This window comes from Bradyrhizobium sp. SZCCHNR1043, assembly GCF_032489675.1.
Classification (GTDB): domain Bacteria; phylum Pseudomonadota; class Alphaproteobacteria; order Rhizobiales; family Xanthobacteraceae; genus Bradyrhizobium.
The window spans coordinates 194,326-210,544 of the sequence record NZ_JAUEYN010000005.1; the positions used below are offsets into that span (position 1 = coordinate 194,326).

Consider the following 16,219-nt stretch of genomic DNA (forward strand, 5'->3'; position numbering starts at 1 on the left):
GAAGAAGGAGACCCTGCCATGGCAAGCTTGGCGGAACTGCGCATGGAAGAGCCCGACGAGATCGCGACGAGCGAGCCCGAGGTGCGCCCCGAAGAGTTGCGCATCCTCGAGGCACTCTTGTTTGCCTCGGCCGAGCCGCTCGAGCAGGCCACGCTTGCCAAGCGTATGCCTGAAGGTGTCGATATCAAGGCCGCGTTGGCGCAACTGCAGGCGGAATACGCCAATCGCGGCGTCAACCTCGTGCGCGTCGCCAACAAGTGGACCTTCCGTACCGCCGGTGATCTCGCCTGGCTGATGACGCGCGAGAGCACCGAAACGCGCAAGCTATCACGCGCGGCGATCGAGGTTCTGGCCATCGTTGCCTATCACCAGCCGGTGACGCGTGCCGAGATCGAAGAGATCCGCGGCGTCGTCACCTCCAAGGGAACGTTGGACGTTCTGTTGGAGACCGGCTGGATCAAGCCACGCGGGCGCCGCAAGACCCCGGGCCGTCCGCTGACCTTCGGCACCACCGATGCGTTCCTGGCCCAGTTCAGCCTGGAGACCCTGGGCGATCTGCCAGGACTGGAAGAGCTGAAGGGCACGGGCCTGCTGGATTCCCGCTTGCCGACCGGCTTCACCGTCCCGACGCCATCGGACGATCCGACGCTCCGGGAGGACGAGGAGCCGCTGGACCCGGGCGATCTCGATCTGGCGCTTGCGCCGGCGGTCGAGGCCGAACCGGGCGAAGCTGAGGCCGCAGAGGCCGAAACGGCGGAGATGGAAACAGCCGCAGCCGACACGGCTGCGGCCGAGGCCGCCGCGGGCGACATGGTGACCGCTGAGACCTCCGTTCAGGACGACGCCTCCTCGCAGGTCGCCATTGGCGATCTGGAACTGCCGGGCGACGATGCGGAAACCGAGATCACCGAGGTGGACTTGGCCGTCGAGGAGATCGAGGTCGGGCCGGACGACGGGGCCGTTATCGAGCTGTCTGCCGACGCTGACGCTCAGGCAGACGACGAGGCAGAAGCACAGGCCGAGGTCGACGCGACAGACGACGAGATCGACGCAGCCGATGACGCGCACGACAGCGATACCGACGAGGACGGCTCGCCGCACCGAAACTAGCGGTCGGAGCCGTTAACACTCGCGTTATTGCGTAGGTCCGGCCTCGATTTGTCGGACCTTAAGTGCTTGTTTTTGGAGGCGTTGGCGCCTACCTTCCGCCCAGATCGGGCTGTCCGCGCGCTATTTTGGCCAGTGACAGGCCGCGTTCGTGTTGCTGTTTCGCAATCGAATGCTAGAAGCGAAGTGTCGCGGTCAAGTCCATGGATATGGCGCGGTTTCGGCGGTAGCGTCGACGGGCAGTCGGGTGAAGGCTGCGCCGGTGTTTGGAGGGTTGCAGGATGGGTTCGCTTAGCATTTGGCACTGGATCGTCGTGATCGCGGTCGTCCTGCTGTTGTTCGGGCGCGGCAAGATTTCCGATCTGATGGGCGACGTCGCGCAGGGCATCAAGGCCTTCAAGAAGGGCATGCAGGACGACGACAAGGCGCCGGAGAAGACCGAGCCAGTCAAGTCGATCGACCACGGCGCGACACCTTCAGCCACCCGCACGGATGTCGGCAGCAAAGCCGTGTGATCTGCGCGTGAAAGGCGCGGGCGGCGCGCTCCCGCAGAGACGGCACCGGGACCTGTTCGGACAGACCCGGGCAGGCGGGATCAGAGGCGTCGTCGCGTAGGCGGATTGTTTCATGTTCGATATCGGCTGGAGTGAGCTGCTCGTCATTGGGGTCGTCGCGTTGATCGCGATCGGTCCCAAGGAGCTTCCGGGCGTCCTGCGTATGGTCGGGCAATGGATCGGCAAGGCGCGCCGGATGGCCTCGGAGTTCCAGGGCCAGTTCCAGGAGGCGATGCGCGAAGCGGAGATGGCCGACCTCAAGAAGAGTTTCGATGAGGTCCGCGAGGCGGCCAGCGGTTTCACCCCGACCGGCGTGATCTCCTCGTTGCAGCGCGACGTCGACAAGGCGCTCGATATCGAGGGGATCGACAAGTCCGCCGAGCCGGCACCAGCATCGGACGTGGCTGCTGCTTCGCCCGAGCCTCCTGTGATGACCCCGACCACCCCCGAACCTCCAGTGGCCGAGACCTTCGTGGAGCCTGAAGTCCATCAAGCCGTGGGCGAGCCACTGGCGATCGTGCGTGAAATCAAGCCCGAGCCGCAGCCTGAAATGTCTGCGTCAGCAGAAGCTGAACGTCTGAAGGACGCCAAAGCGTCATGACCGTCGAAGATATCGAGGCCAGCAAGGCCCCGTTGATGGATCACCTGATCGAGCTGCGGTCGCGGCTGATCAAGGCACTGCTCGGCTTCGGCGTGGCCTTCATCTTCTGCTTCTTTTTCGCCAAGCAGATCTACAACATCCTGGTGCTGCCGTTCGTCTGGGTGGCAGGGGCCGAGAACAGCAAGTTCATCTACACCCAGCTGCTCGAATATTTCATCACGCAGCTCAAGCTCGCGATGTTCGGCGCTGGTTTCATCTCGTTCCCGATCATCGCGACGCAGATCTACAAGTTCGTGGCGCCGGGGCTGTATCGCCACGAACGCAATGCTTTCCTGCCCTACTTGATAGCGACCCCCGTCTTCTTCGTGCTCGGCGCCATGCTGGTCTATTTTGCGGTGTGGCCGATGATCGTGCGCTTCTCATTGGGCATGCAGCAGCTCGGCGGCCCCGAGACGGCGCAAATCGCGCTGATGCCCAAGGTCGGCGAATATCTGTCGCTGATGATGTCGCTGATCTTCGCCTTCGGCATCGCGTTCCAGTTGCCGGTGATCCTGACCCTGCTTGGTCGCATCGGCATCGTGACCTCGCAGATGCTGAAAGAGAAGCGGCGCTATTTCATCGTCATCGCCTTCATCATCGCCGCCGTGCTGACGCCGCCGGACGTGCTGAGCCAAGCGTCCTTGGCGATCCCGCTGCTGGCCCTCTACGAAGGCGCCATCATCGCGGTGGGGATCGTCGAGAAGCAAGCGGCTGCGAAGTCGGGCTCCGGCACGTCGTCCGGCTCCGGCAATCTGCCCAGCAATCCGGCCGAGTAGGGCCGGGCTTCCCGCCCGGCCTGGCCTGTTCCCATCCGCTGCCATTCGCGGTAGTGCAAGCCGGCCCGTGACCCCGGGCGACTCGCCGAGATCTTTTCGTCTCCAGGACCGAACGACCATGCACGACATCAAATCGATCCGCGACAATCCGCAAGGTTTCGATGCGGCGCTGACGCGCCGGGGTCTGTCGCCCCAGTCGTCGCAGCTGCTCGCCATCGACGAACGGCGTCGCGCTGCGATCCTGGCGTCCGAGCAGGCGCAGGCGCGGCGCAACGCCGCCTCCAAGGAAATCGGCGAGGCCAAGAAGGCCAAGGACGACGCGCGCGCATCGGCGCTGATGGAGGAGGTCGCCAAGCTCAAGACCACCATGCCGGAGCTCGAGGCGGCCGCGAAGCAGGCAGATGAGGAGCTGGCGCGCGAGCTCTCGGCGATTCCCAATTTGCCGCTCGACGAGGTGCCGGACGGCAAGGACGAGCACGACAATGTCGAGCGCCACATGTTCGGCGCGCGGCGCAACTACGCCTTCGCGCCGAAGCCGCATGATGATCTCGGTGCGGCTCTTGGCACCATGGACTTCGAATCGGCTGCGAAGCTGTCGGGCGCGCGCTTCGTCGTGCTGAAGAGGGGCCTGGCGCGGCTCGAGCGCGCGCTCGGGCAGTTCATGCTCGACCTGCATACCAATGAGCACGGCTACACCGAGATCAATCCGCCGCTGCTGGTGCGCAACGACGTCATGTTCGGTACGGGCCAATTGCCGAAATTCGAGGACGACCAGTTCTGGGCCGTGAAGGGCGAGCTGATTGCAGCGCCGGATGATCGCCTCAAGACCGAGCGGCTGGGTCTCATTCCAACTGCCGAGGTGGCCCTGACCAACCTGGTCCGCGAGTCCATCGTTGACGAGAAGGAGTTGCCGATGCGGCTCACGGCGCTGACGCCGTGCTTTCGCGCCGAGGCCGGAGCAGCCGGACGCGACACCCGCGGCATGATCCGTCAGCATCAGTTCACCAAGGTCGAGCTGGTGTCGATCACGACGCCGGAGACCAGCAAGGACGAGCACGAGCGCATGCTGGCCTGCGCCGAGGAAGTGCTGCGCCGGCTCGATCTGCACTATCGCGTCATCACGCTGTGCACCGGCGACATGGGCTTCTCCTCGCAGAAGACCTACGACATCGAGGTCTGGATGCCCGGGCAGGGCGATGGCGGCGCCTTCCGCGAGATCTCCAGCTGTTCGGTGTGCGGCGACTTCCAGGCACGCCGCATGGATGCACGCTATCGCGGAAGCGACGGCAAGCCGCGCTTCGTGCACACATTGAACGGCTCGGGCACGGCAGTCGGCCGCGCGCTGATCGCAGTGATGGAGACCTATCAGCAGGCCGACGGCTCGATCGCCGTCCCCGATGTGCTGCAGCCCTATATGGGCGGCCTCAAGGTGGTGGCCGCGGAGCCATAGCGCCGCGGCAAATTGCATCCGCCCAGGTCGCCGCCATTGCGTGGGCGCCGGCGGGTCGTATCCTCGGTTCTGTTCAGCAATTGCTTTTCAGATACCGGCATCATGGCTCTGCATCGGGATATTTTCTGGATCGGACGGCAATGGGCCGTCACCGGCTCCGGCATCCAGGCGGTCGACCAGCGCCTGAAGGGAGCATTCGATATCGATCGTGCAGCGGTGTGGCATGATGGCCCGCCGGAGGCCCTGCGCCATCAGGCCTGGTTCAACGCTGCTGATTTCGACAAGGCGCTGGGTGTTGCGCGGGCCCGGTTTCCGGCGCCGCCGCTGGCCGAGTCCGCTGTGCCTTCGCCGGTCCCTCCGCCAGCGTCCCATGTGTCCGTCACCCCCGCCGCGTTGCTCCGGCTGGGTACGCGAGGGAAGCTCGCCAGGTTCCTGCCGCAGTGGCGGATTCGGCCCTGAACCACTGCCGAACCCGGCTCGAGGTGGCGGGTTTGCCTCGATGTCGCGCAGCAGATAAGACACCGCGGCAATCGTCTTGAACGGGATGGAAAGGTGGCCATGCGGATTCTCTGCACCAATGACGACGGAATCCATGCGCCGGGTCTCAAGGTGATCGAGGAGATCGCACGCGCCCTGTCCGACGACGTCTGGATCGTGGCTCCCGAACTGGACCAGAGCGGCGTGTCCCATTCGCTCTCGCTCAATGACCCCCTGCGGCTGCGCGAGGTCGGCCCGCGGCATTTCGCGGTGCGCGGCACGCCGACCGACTGCGTCATCATGGGGGCCCGTCATATTCTGGGGGCGAAGCTGCCCGACGTGGTGCTGTCCGGCGTCAACAAGGGCCGCAACGTTGCCGAGGACGTCGTCTATTCGGGCACCATCGCCGGCGCGCTCGAAGGCACCATTCTCGGCTTGCCGTCGTTCGCCCTGTCGCAGGAATTCAGCGTCGCAACCCGTGACAAGCCGTCCTGGGACACCGCGCTCAAATTCGGCCCGCAGATCGTGCGCAAGGTGCTCGAAGCCGGCGTGCCGAGGAATACGGTGATCAACGTCAACTTCCCGGCCTGTGCGCCGGAAGAGGTCAGGGGCGTCGTGGTCACCCGCCAGGGCAAGCGCAATCTCGGCTTCTTGAAGGTCGACGAGCGTCGCGACGGCCGCGGCAATCCCTATTTCTGGATCGGCTTCGACCGCGCTGCCTCGCTCGACGTGCCCGACGAGGGGACGGACCTCGCGGCCCTCGCGGCGCACTACGTGTCAGTGACTCCGCTTCGCCTGGATCGCACGGACGAGGCGTTCTCCGGCAAGCTCAGCGACATTCTGGGCTGAAGCGCCGTCTACCCCTGTGGCTCAGCGCCACGCAGCGCATGGTCGATCGCCTTTCCGAGCGTCTCGAGCTGGAACGGCTTCTGCAGGGCCGGCCGGTCGCGATATTCTTCCGGCAATCCCGACGAGCCGTAGCCGGTTGCGAAGATGAAGGGCCGGTTGCGCGCCTTGATGAGATCGGCCACCGGCGAGATGACCTTGCCGTTGACGTTGACGTCGAGAATGGCGACGTCGAAAAAGGTGCTCTCGGCCAGCCGCATCGCTTCGCCGATTTCGCCGGCCTCGGCCGCGACGGTATAGCCGAGCTCCTCGAGCATGTCGGCCACCATCATCCGGATCATGACTTCGTCTTCAACCAGAAACACAGAGCCGCGCGGCGGCCGCGGTGCAGTCATGATGTCAGTCCTTGCCCATACCCGATTTGACGCTCGCAAATAACGGCTTATGGCGCAACGTCAACAATGTCATCTTTCACCGCCGTGCGGCGTGGGCAGGCTCGCCCATAAGGTGAACGAACCGGACCCGACTTGGTTCCTCGTGCGGAACGCGGTCGTCGTCGGGACCATGTCGGTGCGTAGTTGCGATGTGTGCGCGGAAATTCGGTGCGCAACCCTCGCCCCGCAGGTAAATTGCCCACGAGCCCACCAACCGACATCCCGATGCCCCCAGCCGCTCCTCCCGAGAAAATGATGTTTCAGCTGACCCTGCGTCGGCGGGGGATCAGCGATCAGGCGGTGTTGCGTGCGATGGAGGAGGTGCCCCGGGAAGAGTTCGTTCTGCCGGCCGACCGCCCGGACGCCTATCGCGACAGCGCGATGGCGATCGCTTGCGGGCAGACCATCAGCCAGCCGTTCGTCGTGGCCTACATGACCGAACAGCTCAAGCTGCAAAAGACCCACCGCGTGCTCGAAATCGGCACCGGGTCCGGATATCAGGCCGCGATCCTGTCCCGGCTTGCGGCTCATGTCCTGACGGTGGAGCGCTTCCGGACATTGGCCGACAAGGCCAGGGAGCGGCTGGAGAAGCTCGCCTGCTTCAATGTCGAGGTCATGCTCGGCGATGGCTACGCGCTGCCGCCGGGGGGCGGCCAATTCGGTCGCATCATCGTGACCGCGGCGATGGACGAGATTCCCCAGAGCCTGCTCGACCGGCTGGAGCCGGACGGTATCCTGATCGCGCCGGTCGGGCCGCAACACGGGGTGCAGACGCTCGTCAGGATCACGCGAACGGGCGATCGTTTCGACCGAAAAGAGCTCGTCGACGTGCGATTTGTGCCGGCAATTCCGGGGATTGCGCGCGAACTTTAAACGTGCGGATCAGCAGGCCGCACAACGCTTTATTCGCGGCTTAAGCGCTTATTTACCGCGGCTGTGTTTACTCGAATTCGTTGTTTGTTGCGTACGAGTGAGTAACCATGCCCACTACCGTCGAGTTGCTTCGCTCGCGCCGCCTGCCGCAGGTTGCGGCATTGGCGCTGATGTCGTTCGGCGTCGCCGGCTGCAGCGCCGACATGTCGACGCGGCTGTCGCAGACGCAAAACCCGTTTTCAAACCCCTTTGCATCCGATTCCACGGGGTCGGTGCAGGCGCAGCCGCCCCGGCAGCACCAGCCCTACACGCCCGCTCCGGCGCCGGCGCCGGCCTACTCGTCCTCGGCGCTGCCGCCCCCGGCGGTCGGGGCTCCGCAATCCTATCCGGCCGGCGGCGGTGCGGGAGGCGTATCCTCGGGCGGGCGCGGCGTCGCATCCTATGCGCCACCTGCTGCGGTCCCCGTGGCTGCACCCCCGGTCGCTGCACCCCAATCCTATGCACAGCCGGCGCATTCCTATGCTCCGCCGGCCCAGCCGCGCCTCGAGACCACCGGCACCGTGCCGCCGCGTTCGGTCGCCGCCGCGCGTCCCGCCATCGGCACCAAGATCATCGTCGGCACCAGCGATACGCTCGACATCCTCGCCAAGCGCTATCGCGTGACACCGGCTGAGATCCTGGCTGCGAACGGCTACAAGGGCCCGCGCGCGTTGTCGCCGGGCCAGCAGCTGATCATTCCGCATCCCGGCACGGTCGCGGCTGCGCCCGCGGCCCAGCCCGTTGCTGCGGCGCCAATGGTTGCGCCGAAGCCGGTGGCGGCCGCAACACCGTCCACCGTCCACTTCGTCAACCGCGGCGAGACACTCGCCAGCATCGCCCGCCAGAATCATCTGACGGCGGCTGAGCTCGCCCGCGCCAACAATCTCGATCAGGCTTCGCCGCTCAAGCTCGGGACCAGGCTGACCGTCCCTGGCAGGGCCGTGGCGGCAGCTGCGCCGGTGGCTCCGGTCGCAACCGTTCCCCAGGCGGTTGCGACCGTGCCGGCGCCAGCGCCGACCACACGGGTCGCGACGGCCGCAGGTCCGGTCCAGACCGCCCGCCTGGCCCAGGCCAATCCGGCACCCGAGAAGGAGGAGGAGCCGGCTCGGCCGGCCGAGACCACCAGCTCGCTGCCGACATTCCGCTGGCCGGCGCGCGGCAAGGTGATCACGAGCTATGGCGCCAAGACCAACGGCAAGTCCAATGATGGCATCAACATCGCCGTTCCCGAGGGCACCCCGGTAAAGGCGGCCGAAGATGGCGTCGTCGCCTACGCCGGCAATGAATTGAAGGGCTATGGCAATCTGGTCCTGGTGCGGCATTCCAACGGCTACGTCACCGCATATGCCCATGCGAGTGAGCTGATGGTGAAGCGCGGTGATCCGATCAAGCGCGGCCAGGTCATTGCCAAGTCGGGTCAATCGGGAGAAGTCGGATCGCCGCAGCTCCACTTCGAGATCCGCAAGGGATCGTCGCCGGTTGACCCGCTGCAATTCCTCAACGGGGCGTGAGGTCCGGTCGTTTGACCTCACGCAATCGTGGACGACACGGGGCCGCGCAGATTACTGCGCGGCTTTTTGCGTTGTCAGCCGCACGCCGAGGCGGCCCGCCAGATCTTGCGTGAACTGCCACGCGACGCGGCCCGAGCGCGAGCCGCGCGTCGTGGCCCATTCCAGCGCCTCGCGCTCCAACTGATCCTCGGCGACCGCGATGTCGAAATGGCTGCAATAGCCTTTGACCATCGCGAGGTACTCGTCCTGGCTGCAGCGGTGGAAGCCGAGCCACAGTCCGAAGCGGTCGGACAGCGAGACCTTTTCCTCGACCGCTTCGCCCGGATTGATCGCGGTCGAGCGCTCGTTCTCGATCATGTCGCGCGCGAGCAGGTGGCGCCGGTTCGAGGTGGCGTAGAGAATGACGTTCTCGGGGCGGCCCTCGATGCCGCCTTCGAGCACGGCCTTCAGCGACTTGTAGGACGCGTCATTGCCGTCGAACGACAGGTCGTCGCAGAACACGATGAAGTGGAACGGCGCGGCACGCAGGATGTCCATCAGCGCGGGCAGGCTCTCGATGTCCTCGCGATGAATCTCGATCAGCTTGAGCCGGTCCGCCGGCTTGCGGGCGACATTGATGCTGGCATGGGCGGCCTTGACCAGCGATGACTTGCCCATGCCGCGCGCGCCCCACAACAACGCGTTGTTGGCCGGCAGGCCGTTGGCGAAGCGCTCGGTGTTCTCGATCAGGATGTCGCGCATCCGGTCGATGCCCTTGAGCAGGTCGATCTCGACACGGCTGACGCGCGGCACCGTCGAGAGCCGGCCGTCCGGATGCCAGACGAAGGCGTCGGCCGCGTTGAGGTCCAATGCCGGCGCGGCACCCGCATGGGTTGTTGCCAGATGCGTCGCAATGGCTTCCAGCGCACGGGCGATGCGCTCGGCGATGTGGTCGGGAGCAGGGCCGGCGGGACGTTTTGCCGCGACCTTCGCCGGCTTTTGCGCTGCGGGCTTGGAGCTTTTTTGGAGACGTCTGACGACGGTTTGGGCGGGACCGCGGGACGGGGCTTTGGCTGGTTTTTTCGACATGCTGCAAGTTCCTGATGGGGCAGCCATATCGGGCCTCGCCCGCTGCCGCAAGCGGGGCGAAATGAAGGGGCGGGGCGCCTTGCTATTGGGACTGCTGCCGCTATATTCCGCGCGAAATTCGCAAGAGGCCGGCCCGCGCCGAGACAAGCGTGGTTCGCCGGCTATTCCCGTCTCACCGGGCGCTGCCCACGAGGATCGACCACATGCTGATCACCCCTGCCTATGCCCAGGCCGCCGGCGCTGGCGACACCAACAGCATGCTGATGTCGCTGCTGCCGTTCGCGCTGATCTTCGTGATCATGTATTTCCTGATCCTGCGGCCGCAGCAGAAGAAGGTCAAAGAGCACGCCGACCTCGTCAAGAACGTCCGGCGTGGCGACACGATCGTGACCCAGGGGGGTCTGGTCGGCAAGGTCACCAAGGTCGTCGACGACGACCAGGTCGAGTTCGAGATCTCCGATGGTGTCCGCGTGCGCCAGATGCGCCAGATGATCACCGGCGTCCGCACCAAGGGCGAGCCGGCCAAGGCGGACGCAAAGGACGACAAGAAGGACGAGAAGGCCGCGAGCTGATCGCCGGCCTGGCCAGTCGAACGCCGGCCGTCGCTCTTTGTGATGTTCTGATTTTTTCGGGCCGGATACGGCCCTTACGGACAACCTCCATGTTGTATTTCACGCGGTGGAAGGCGCTGGGCATCATTCTCACGGCGCTCGTCGTGTGCCTGTGCGCGGTGCCCAACTTCTTCTCCGAAGCGACGGTCAAGACCTGGCCGTCCTGGGCGCAGCGCCGGCTGGTGCTCGGCCTCGACCTGCAGGGCGGCTCCTATCTGCTGCTCGAGGTCGATTCCAACTACATCAAGAAGGAGCGGCTCGATGCCGTGCGCGACGACGTTCGCCGCACGCTGCGCGATGCCAAGATCGGATACACCGGATTGGTGAGCCGGGGTGATGGGGTCGAGGTCCGGATCACCAAGGAAAGCGACACGGGAACTGCGATTTCCAAGCTGCGCGATCTCTCGCAGCCGCTCGGCGGGCTGCTCGGCTCCAGCGGCCAGCGCAGCCTCGAAGTCAGCGATGCCGGTGGCGGACTGGTCCGGCTGACGATCCCGCCGGCGGCCATCACCGAACGCATCCGCCAGACCATCGAGCAGTCGATGCAGATCGTCGAGCGCCGCGTCAACGAGCTCGGCACCGTGGAGCCGGTGATCCAGCGCCAGGGCAACGACCGCATCCTGGTGCAGGTGCCGGGCTTGCAGGATCCGACGCAGCTCAAGAACCTGCTCGGGCGCACGGCCAAGATGGAATTCCGGATGGTCGATACGTCCGTGCCGGCGGATCAGGCGGTGCAGGGAAGGGTGCCGCCGGATTCCGAGGTGCTCCAGAGCGCATCGCCACCCAACCAGCCCTATGTCGTGAAGAAGCAGGTGCTTGTCTCCGGCGGTGATCTCTCCGATGCGCAGACCGGCTTCGACCAGCGCACCAACGAGCCGATCGTCACCTTCCGCTTCAACTCGGCCGGCTCGCGCAAGTTCGCGCAGGCCACGACCGAAAATGTCGGGCAGCCGTTCGCCATCGTCCTCGACAACAAGGTGATCTCGGCGCCGGTCATCCGCGAGCCGATCACCGGCGGCTCCGGCCAGATCTCCGGCAATTTCACCGTGCAGTCCGCCAACGAGCTCGCGATCCTGCTGCGCGCCGGCGCGCTGCCGGCGCCGCTCACGGTCATCGAGGAGCGTACCGTCGGTCCGGGCCTCGGCGCCGATTCGATCGCCAAGGGCGAGCTCGCATCCTATGTCGGCTCGATCCTCGTCATCGTGTTCATGCTGGTGACCTACCGGCTGTTCGGCGTGTTCGCCAACATCGCCGTGGTGGTGAACGTCGCGATGATCTTCGGCGTGCTGTCGCTGTTGAATGCGACGCTGACGCTCCCGGGCATCGCCGGCATCGTGCTGACGGTCGGCATCGCGGTGGACTCCAACGTGCTGATCTATGAGCGCATCCGCGAGGAGCTGCGCGGCGGCCGCAATGCCATTTCGGCAATCGACGCGGGCTTCAAGCGCGCATTGGCGACGATCCTGGACTCCAATATCACCACATTCATCGCCGCAGCCGTGCTGTTCTACATCGGCACCGGCCCGGTGCGCGGCTTTGCCGTGACGCTGGGCATCGGCATTCTCACCACGGTCTTCACCGCCTTCACGCTCACCCGCCTGATTGTGGCGGCCTGGGTGCGGTGGAAGCGGCCGCAAAGCGTGCCAATCTAGGAGCTACTGTGACATACTGGGTTCTCATCGGGCTTGGCATCCTGATCGCGGTGCTGACGGTGGTCAGCGCGCTCGGCCTGCTGCCGTCGCTGCGCATCGTTCCCGACGACACGCATTTCGATTTCACGCAGTTCCGCCGCATCAGCTTCCCGATCTCGGCGGCGCTGTCGATCCTCGCGATCGTGCTGTTCTTCACCCATGGCTTGAACCTTGGCATCGATTTCCGCGGCGGCACCTTGCTTGAGGTGCGCGCCAAGTCCGGCACCGCCGACATCGCGGCGATGCGCGCGACGCTGGCGACCCTCGGTCTGGGCGAGGTGCAGCTGCAGCAGTTCGGCGGGCCGGCGGGGGTTCTGATCCGTGTTGCCGAGCAGCCGGGTGGCGACGCCGCCCAGCAGGAGGCGGCCAACAAGGTCAAGGCGGCGATCGGCGATTCCGTCGAGTATCGCCGGGTCGAGGTGGTGGGTCCGCGCGTTTCCGGCGAGTTCCTAGCCGTCGGCATGCTCGGCCTGATGCTCGCGATCGTCTCGATTCTGATCTATCTCTGGTTCCGGTTCGAGTGGCAGTTCGCGCTCGGTGCCATGATCGCCAACGTCCACGACATCGTGCTGACGATCGGCTTCATGTCGATCAGCCAGGTCGATTTCGACCTCACCAGCATCGCGGCGCTGCTGACCATTCTCGGCTATTCGCTCAACGACACCGTCGTCATCTACGACCGTATCCGCGAGATGTTGCGGCGCTATAAGAAGATGCCGATGCCGCAGCTGCTCAACGAATCGATCAACTCGACCTTGTCGCGCTCGATCATCACGCACGTCACGGTGACCCTGGCGCTGCTGGCGCTGCTCTTGTTCGGCGGCCCGGCGATCCACAGCTTCACCGCGGTGATGATGTTCGGCGTGGTGCTGGTCGGCACCTACACCTCGATCTTCATCGCCGCGCCGATCCTGATCTATCTCGGCGTCGGAGCCGTTCGGGGTGATCAGGCCGACGAGCCGAAGAAGAGGCCTTGATCGGGACTTGAGCCGTTGGACCCGAACCGGGGCTGAGAGGTTGGTCTCGCATGGCAACTGACGCTCCGCATTTCCCGCGGTCCGCGCCGATCGACGGCTATGGCAAAGGCGGCTTCGCCTTTGCCGGCATGTCGCATCGCGGCTCGCTGCTGTGCCTGCCGGATTCGATCTGGGCCTGGGACGTCACCCAGCCGAGCCAGATCGACCGCTACGCGTTGCAGCGCGTTTTCGACGCAGCCAACAAGATCGACACACTGATCGTGGGGACCGGAAACGATGTCTGGATCCCGCCGGCACCGCTGCGCGCGGCCTTGCGGGGCGTGAACGTCGTGCTCGATGCGATGCAGACCGGTCCCGCGATTCGCACCTACAACGTCATGATCGGCGAGCGGCGGCGGGTGGCGGCAGCGCTCATCGCCGTCCCATGAGCGAGGCCAGCGCCAACAGCGACGCCGCGTTCTGTGCGAGCCTCGTCCGCGAGCATGATTTCGACCGCTACGCTTCGACGCTGTTCATGGCGCCGGAACTCCGGCGTGCGCTGTTGTCGCTATACGCATTCAACGTCGAGGTGAGCCGTATTCGAGATCTCGTGTCGCAGCCGCTGCCGGGCGAGGTCCGCCTGCAGTGGTGGCACGACACGCTGACGGGGCATGAACATGGCGGCGCGGAGGGAAATCCCGTTGCAGCCGAATTGCTGCTCACCGTGCAGCGCTTCGCGCTTCCGGTCGAGCGGCTGACGCGCCTGATCGATGAGCATCAGTTCGATCTCTACAACGATCCGATGCCGACGATGGCGGCGCTGGACGGCTATCTCGGCGACACGCGCGGCGCGCTGTTCGCGCTGGCGGCACAGATCATTGCGCCGCCGTTTGCGGAGGCGGATCACCTCGCGCACCATGCCGGCATCGCGCAAGGGTTGCTCCAGGTGATCGCATCGCTGCCGCGCGATGCCGCCCACCGGCAGCTCTATGTTCCGCTCGATCTCCTCGCGCGCCATGGCGTCAGCCAGGAGGAGATGTTCGCAGGCAAGGCATCATCGGCGATCCAGGATGTGATCATGGACCTGCGTGGGCAGGCCCGGCAGCATCTCGATCACACCCTCGAGCTGGCGCGTCAGGCGTCGCCGGCGGTGCGGCCGGTTCTGCTGCCGCTGGCGCTGGTCCGGCGCGACCTCGCGCGGGCCGATCGCCGCACCGACGATCCGTTTCAGCCGCAACCCCGCTCGCGCCTTGCGACGTTGTGGACGCTGTGGCGCGCTGCGAGGACGGCGAGTTTTGGCGCGCGCTGACGCTCTCGCGGGCTCAAGCCGAGGGCATCGTATTCCAGAGTGGCGGGCTGTGAAGGAGTCTCGGCATGTCTGGCGGCTCGTGCCGGTGGATCGTGCAGCGGGTGTCCCAGACGACGAGATCACCGGACCGGCAGGTGTGGGCCCAGCTGAACTCGGGCCGCTCGGCAAGCTGCCAGAGATCGTCGAGCAGCGCATCCGATTCGTCCTGCTCGAGACCGACGACACAGGAATAGCGGCGCTGCCCAAGCGCGAGCATCGCTCGGCCCGTATCGGAGTGATTGCCGACCAGCGGATGCACGGGGCCTGCGACGATGGTGCGACGGCCATCATCGGCGGTGTCGCTCGCGACATGACGGACCTTCAGATGAGCGACGCGGCTGCGCAGCGCCGGCGAGAGCGCGTCATAAGCGGCGTAGAGGCTGCAGAACGACAGCCTGCCGCCCAGCAAGCTGCCGGGGGAGGTGTAAAATAGATCCGCGTGACCAAAGCGACGACTGAAGGCCGCGATGTCACACTCACCAAGACGCTGGCCGCGCACGAGCAGGACCTGGTGCTTGAGCAGCGCGCGCATGAACGAGGCGAACGCCCAATCGTCGAAGGATCTGAGATCGACATTGCAGACCTCGGCACCGAGCGTCTTTCCCGTCGGGATGACCTGGATGAGGCTGCTTTCGGCGCTTCGAGCAACGTTGCTTCTGAGACTCACTTGCGTCATCTCCCAAGTTTCACCAGCGCCTGCAAATCAACCATCGTAATTTGTCGGGGGTGTTTCGGCTCGGAGGCAATTCGCGGAAGGATCGCGGCACGATCTGGCGATTGTCGGCACACTCTGCCGCTCTGAGTCGGAAATTGGACGCTTCAAGGCGACGCGTGAGGAAATATCCAGCAACCTGCAACTCATTCGCAGGCATTCTGGCGCTTGATCGTGCGGATGCCGCGCGCAAGCGAATCAGTGCGGGCGATCTGTTCCCTTGATCTGGGTTCGATGCATGATTCGCCGCGCATGATCATCGAACGGATCGCGCCGATGCATGGTGCAGCGATTGTCCCAGATGACGAGGTCGCCGACCTTCCAGACGTGCTCCCAGGCGAATTCCGGACGAGCAACATAGGTCCACAACTCGTCGAGCAATGCTTCCGACTCGGCGAGCCCGAGGCCGACCAGATAGGCGTTGCGCCGGCGGCCGAGATAGAGCGTCTGCCGGCCGGAATCGGGATGCGTGCAGACCAGCGGATGGATCGCGCCCGGCGACGTGCGCGGATCATCGGTCGGCGTCACGCCCTGCCGGACGAAGCCGCCGCTGTTGTAGGTGCCGTCATGCTTGATCTTCAGATCCGCGACGCGGCGCTTCAGTTCAGGAGGAAGCGCGTCGTACACGGCATACATGCTGCAGAACGACGTGTTGCCCCCGACGGGGGGAATTTCCAGCGCGTAGAGCGCGCTCGCGATCGGCGGCGTGTCGAGATATGACATGTCCGTGTGCCACACCGCTTCGCCGGCGCCGAGGCTGCCGATCGCCTCGCCGTTCACCCTCACGTTCGACACGATGTAGATTTCCGGCAGACCGTCGACGAAGCGCCGGCCGTTCTCCTGCACCGGCGCCCAGTCGAGATCGCCGAAGCGGCGGCTGAAGGCGATCAGATCCTGGTCCGTCAGACCCTGGCCGCGCACCAGCAAAACGGAGTGCGTGTGAAAGGCACGGAGCAGGGCGCTGAAGCCCGCGTCGTCCAGATGCTTGAGATCGACATTTCGAATCTCGGCACCCAGTTGCCGGCCGGTCGGGATAATCTCGATGTTCGACGACCGAGACGTTGTGGCCGCGCGGGTCTCGACGTTCATTGCCAGATCCTCCCAAAGGACATTGCATTCGCAGGAT

General features: G+C 65.2%; 18 protein-coding genes. 14 read left to right on the forward strand and 4 right to left on the reverse strand.

The window, feature by feature from the left end:
* Nucleotides 1-18: 18 nt before the first annotated feature.
* The 7 genes from scpB (at nucleotide 19) to surE (ending at nucleotide 5,853) form a co-directional block, all read left to right on the forward strand.
* Nucleotides 19-1,110, forward strand: a complete 1,092-nt coding sequence (gene scpB, locus QX039_RS10630; RefSeq protein WP_315770791.1) for an SMC-Scp complex subunit ScpB — start codon at nucleotides 19-21, stop codon at nucleotides 1,108-1,110.
* A 278-nt stretch (nucleotides 1,111-1,388) separates the two neighbouring features.
* Nucleotides 1,389-1,622 (forward strand): twin-arginine translocase TatA/TatE family subunit, encoded by a 234-nt coding sequence (locus QX039_RS10635; RefSeq protein ID WP_006614346.1) that lies wholly within the window; start codon nucleotides 1,389-1,391, stop codon nucleotides 1,620-1,622.
* Between the two features lie 112 nt (nucleotides 1,623-1,734).
* On the forward strand, nucleotides 1,735-2,262 hold the full coding sequence (gene tatB / locus QX039_RS10640; RefSeq protein WP_315738147.1) for a Sec-independent protein translocase protein TatB: 528 nt from the start codon (nucleotides 1,735-1,737) through the stop codon (nucleotides 2,260-2,262).
* Nucleotides 2,259-3,077, forward strand: coding sequence for a twin-arginine translocase subunit TatC (tatC, locus tag QX039_RS10645; protein WP_315738146.1), 819 nt, complete (start codon nucleotides 2,259-2,261; stop codon nucleotides 3,075-3,077). The genes tatB and tatC overlap by 4 nt, the downstream gene beginning before the upstream one ends.
* Nucleotides 3,078-3,195: 118 nt before the next feature.
* Nucleotides 3,196-4,527: a serine--tRNA ligase gene (gene serS, locus QX039_RS10650; RefSeq protein WP_315738145.1), complete on the forward strand. Its 1,332-nt coding sequence runs from the start codon at nucleotides 3,196-3,198 to the stop codon at nucleotides 4,525-4,527.
* Between the two features lie 102 nt (nucleotides 4,528-4,629).
* Nucleotides 4,630-4,986, forward strand: coding sequence for a hypothetical protein (locus QX039_RS10655; RefSeq protein ID WP_315738144.1), 357 nt, complete (start codon nucleotides 4,630-4,632; stop codon nucleotides 4,984-4,986).
* 99 nt (nucleotides 4,987-5,085) lie between these two features.
* The gene (gene surE, locus QX039_RS10660; protein WP_315738143.1) at nucleotides 5,086-5,853 is read left to right on the forward strand and encodes a 5'/3'-nucleotidase SurE; all 768 of its coding nucleotides are present in this window, start codon (nucleotides 5,086-5,088) and stop codon (nucleotides 5,851-5,853) included.
* A gap of 8 nt (nucleotides 5,854-5,861) precedes the next feature.
* On the opposite strand, the gene QX039_RS10665 is transcribed toward surE, so the two are convergent.
* Nucleotides 5,862-6,245 (reverse strand): response regulator, encoded by a 384-nt coding sequence (locus QX039_RS10665; protein ID WP_315738142.1) that lies wholly within the window; start codon nucleotides 6,243-6,245, stop codon nucleotides 5,862-5,864.
* A gap of 264 nt (nucleotides 6,246-6,509) precedes the next feature.
* Here QX039_RS10665 and QX039_RS10670 point away from each other — a divergent pair, with 264 nt between their 5' ends.
* Both QX039_RS10670 and QX039_RS10675 read left to right on the forward strand, forming a co-directional pair.
* On the forward strand, nucleotides 6,510-7,157 hold the full coding sequence (locus tag QX039_RS10670) for a protein-L-isoaspartate(D-aspartate) O-methyltransferase (RefSeq protein ID WP_315738317.1): 648 nt from the start codon (nucleotides 6,510-6,512) through the stop codon (nucleotides 7,155-7,157).
* A 107-nt stretch (nucleotides 7,158-7,264) separates the two neighbouring features.
* Complete coding sequence (locus QX039_RS10675; protein ID WP_315770789.1) at nucleotides 7,265-8,707, forward strand: LysM peptidoglycan-binding domain-containing M23 family metallopeptidase; 1,443 nt, start codon at nucleotides 7,265-7,267, stop codon at nucleotides 8,705-8,707.
* A 51-nt stretch (nucleotides 8,708-8,758) separates the two neighbouring features.
* Here the strand turns inward: QX039_RS10675 and QX039_RS10680 are convergent, their stop codons facing one another.
* The gene (locus tag QX039_RS10680; RefSeq protein ID WP_315738140.1) at nucleotides 8,759-9,775 is read right to left on the reverse strand and encodes an ATP-binding protein; all 1,017 of its coding nucleotides are present in this window, start codon (nucleotides 9,773-9,775) and stop codon (nucleotides 8,759-8,761) included.
* 203 nt (nucleotides 9,776-9,978) lie between these two features.
* Between QX039_RS10680 and yajC the strand changes: the two genes are divergently transcribed.
* The 5 genes from yajC to QX039_RS10705 all read left to right on the forward strand — a co-directional run bounded on the left by yajC (nucleotide 9,979) and on the right by QX039_RS10705 (nucleotide 14,342).
* Nucleotides 9,979-10,347, forward strand: coding sequence for a preprotein translocase subunit YajC (gene yajC, locus QX039_RS10685; protein ID WP_315738139.1), 369 nt, complete (start codon nucleotides 9,979-9,981; stop codon nucleotides 10,345-10,347).
* An 89-nt stretch (nucleotides 10,348-10,436) separates the two neighbouring features.
* Nucleotides 10,437-12,038, forward strand: coding sequence for a protein translocase subunit SecD (gene secD / locus QX039_RS10690; RefSeq protein WP_315738138.1), 1,602 nt, complete (start codon nucleotides 10,437-10,439; stop codon nucleotides 12,036-12,038).
* 8 nt (nucleotides 12,039-12,046) lie between these two features.
* Nucleotides 12,047-13,054, forward strand: coding sequence for a protein translocase subunit SecF (gene secF / locus QX039_RS10695; protein WP_315738137.1), 1,008 nt, complete (start codon nucleotides 12,047-12,049; stop codon nucleotides 13,052-13,054).
* A gap of 50 nt (nucleotides 13,055-13,104) precedes the next feature.
* Entirely contained in the window at nucleotides 13,105-13,482 is a 378-nt protein-coding gene (locus QX039_RS10700; RefSeq protein ID WP_315738136.1) for an Mth938-like domain-containing protein, read from the forward strand.
* Complete coding sequence (locus tag QX039_RS10705) at nucleotides 13,479-14,342, forward strand: phytoene/squalene synthase family protein (RefSeq protein ID WP_315738135.1); 864 nt, start codon at nucleotides 13,479-13,481, stop codon at nucleotides 14,340-14,342. Before QX039_RS10700 ends, QX039_RS10705 begins: the two co-directional genes overlap by 4 nt.
* A 13-nt stretch (nucleotides 14,343-14,355) precedes the next feature.
* Here QX039_RS10705 and QX039_RS10710 read toward each other — a convergent pair whose 3' ends face one another.
* Nucleotides 14,356-15,048 (reverse strand): TauD/TfdA family dioxygenase, encoded by a 693-nt coding sequence (locus QX039_RS10710; RefSeq protein ID WP_315738134.1) that lies wholly within the window; start codon nucleotides 15,046-15,048, stop codon nucleotides 14,356-14,358.
* Between the two features lie 243 nt (nucleotides 15,049-15,291).
* The gene (locus QX039_RS10715) at nucleotides 15,292-16,182 is read right to left on the reverse strand and encodes a TauD/TfdA family dioxygenase (RefSeq protein WP_315738133.1); all 891 of its coding nucleotides are present in this window, start codon (nucleotides 16,180-16,182) and stop codon (nucleotides 15,292-15,294) included.
* Nucleotides 16,183-16,219 lie beyond the last annotated feature (37 nt).

Excerpts from the sequence above, each read along its gene's own strand:
- scpB (WP_315770791.1), top strand. The coding sequence starts at position 19 with ATGGCAAGCTTGGCGGAACTGCGCATGGAAGAGCCCGACGAGATCGCG.
- QX039_RS10635 (WP_006614346.1), top strand. The coding sequence starts at position 1,389 with ATGGGTTCGCTTAGCATTTGGCACTGGATCGTCGTGATCGCGGTCGTC.
- tatB (WP_315738147.1), top strand. The coding sequence starts at position 1,735 with ATGTTCGATATCGGCTGGAGTGAGCTGCTCGTCATTGGGGTCGTCGCG.
- tatC (WP_315738146.1), top strand. The coding sequence starts at position 2,259 with ATGACCGTCGAAGATATCGAGGCCAGCAAGGCCCCGTTGATGGATCAC.
- serS (WP_315738145.1), top strand. The coding sequence starts at position 3,196 with ATGCACGACATCAAATCGATCCGCGACAATCCGCAAGGTTTCGATGCG.
- QX039_RS10655 (WP_315738144.1), top strand. The coding sequence starts at position 4,630 with ATGGCTCTGCATCGGGATATTTTCTGGATCGGACGGCAATGGGCCGTC.
- surE (WP_315738143.1), top strand. The coding sequence starts at position 5,086 with ATGCGGATTCTCTGCACCAATGACGACGGAATCCATGCGCCGGGTCTC.
- QX039_RS10665 (WP_315738142.1), bottom strand. The coding sequence starts at position 6,245 with ATGACTGCACCGCGGCCGCCGCGCGGCTCTGTGTTTCTGGTTGAAGAC.
- QX039_RS10670 (WP_315738317.1), top strand. The coding sequence starts at position 6,510 with ATGCCCCCAGCCGCTCCTCCCGAGAAAATGATGTTTCAGCTGACCCTG.
- QX039_RS10675 (WP_315770789.1), top strand. The coding sequence starts at position 7,265 with ATGCCCACTACCGTCGAGTTGCTTCGCTCGCGCCGCCTGCCGCAGGTT.
- QX039_RS10680 (WP_315738140.1), bottom strand. The coding sequence starts at position 9,775 with ATGTCGAAAAAACCAGCCAAAGCCCCGTCCCGCGGTCCCGCCCAAACC.
- yajC (WP_315738139.1), top strand. The coding sequence starts at position 9,979 with ATGCTGATCACCCCTGCCTATGCCCAGGCCGCCGGCGCTGGCGACACC.
- secD (WP_315738138.1), top strand. The coding sequence starts at position 10,437 with ATGTTGTATTTCACGCGGTGGAAGGCGCTGGGCATCATTCTCACGGCG.
- QX039_RS10700 (WP_315738136.1), top strand. The coding sequence starts at position 13,105 with ATGGCAACTGACGCTCCGCATTTCCCGCGGTCCGCGCCGATCGACGGC.
- QX039_RS10705 (WP_315738135.1), top strand. The coding sequence starts at position 13,479 with ATGAGCGAGGCCAGCGCCAACAGCGACGCCGCGTTCTGTGCGAGCCTC.
- QX039_RS10715 (WP_315738133.1), bottom strand. The coding sequence starts at position 16,182 with ATGAACGTCGAGACCCGCGCGGCCACAACGTCTCGGTCGTCGAACATC.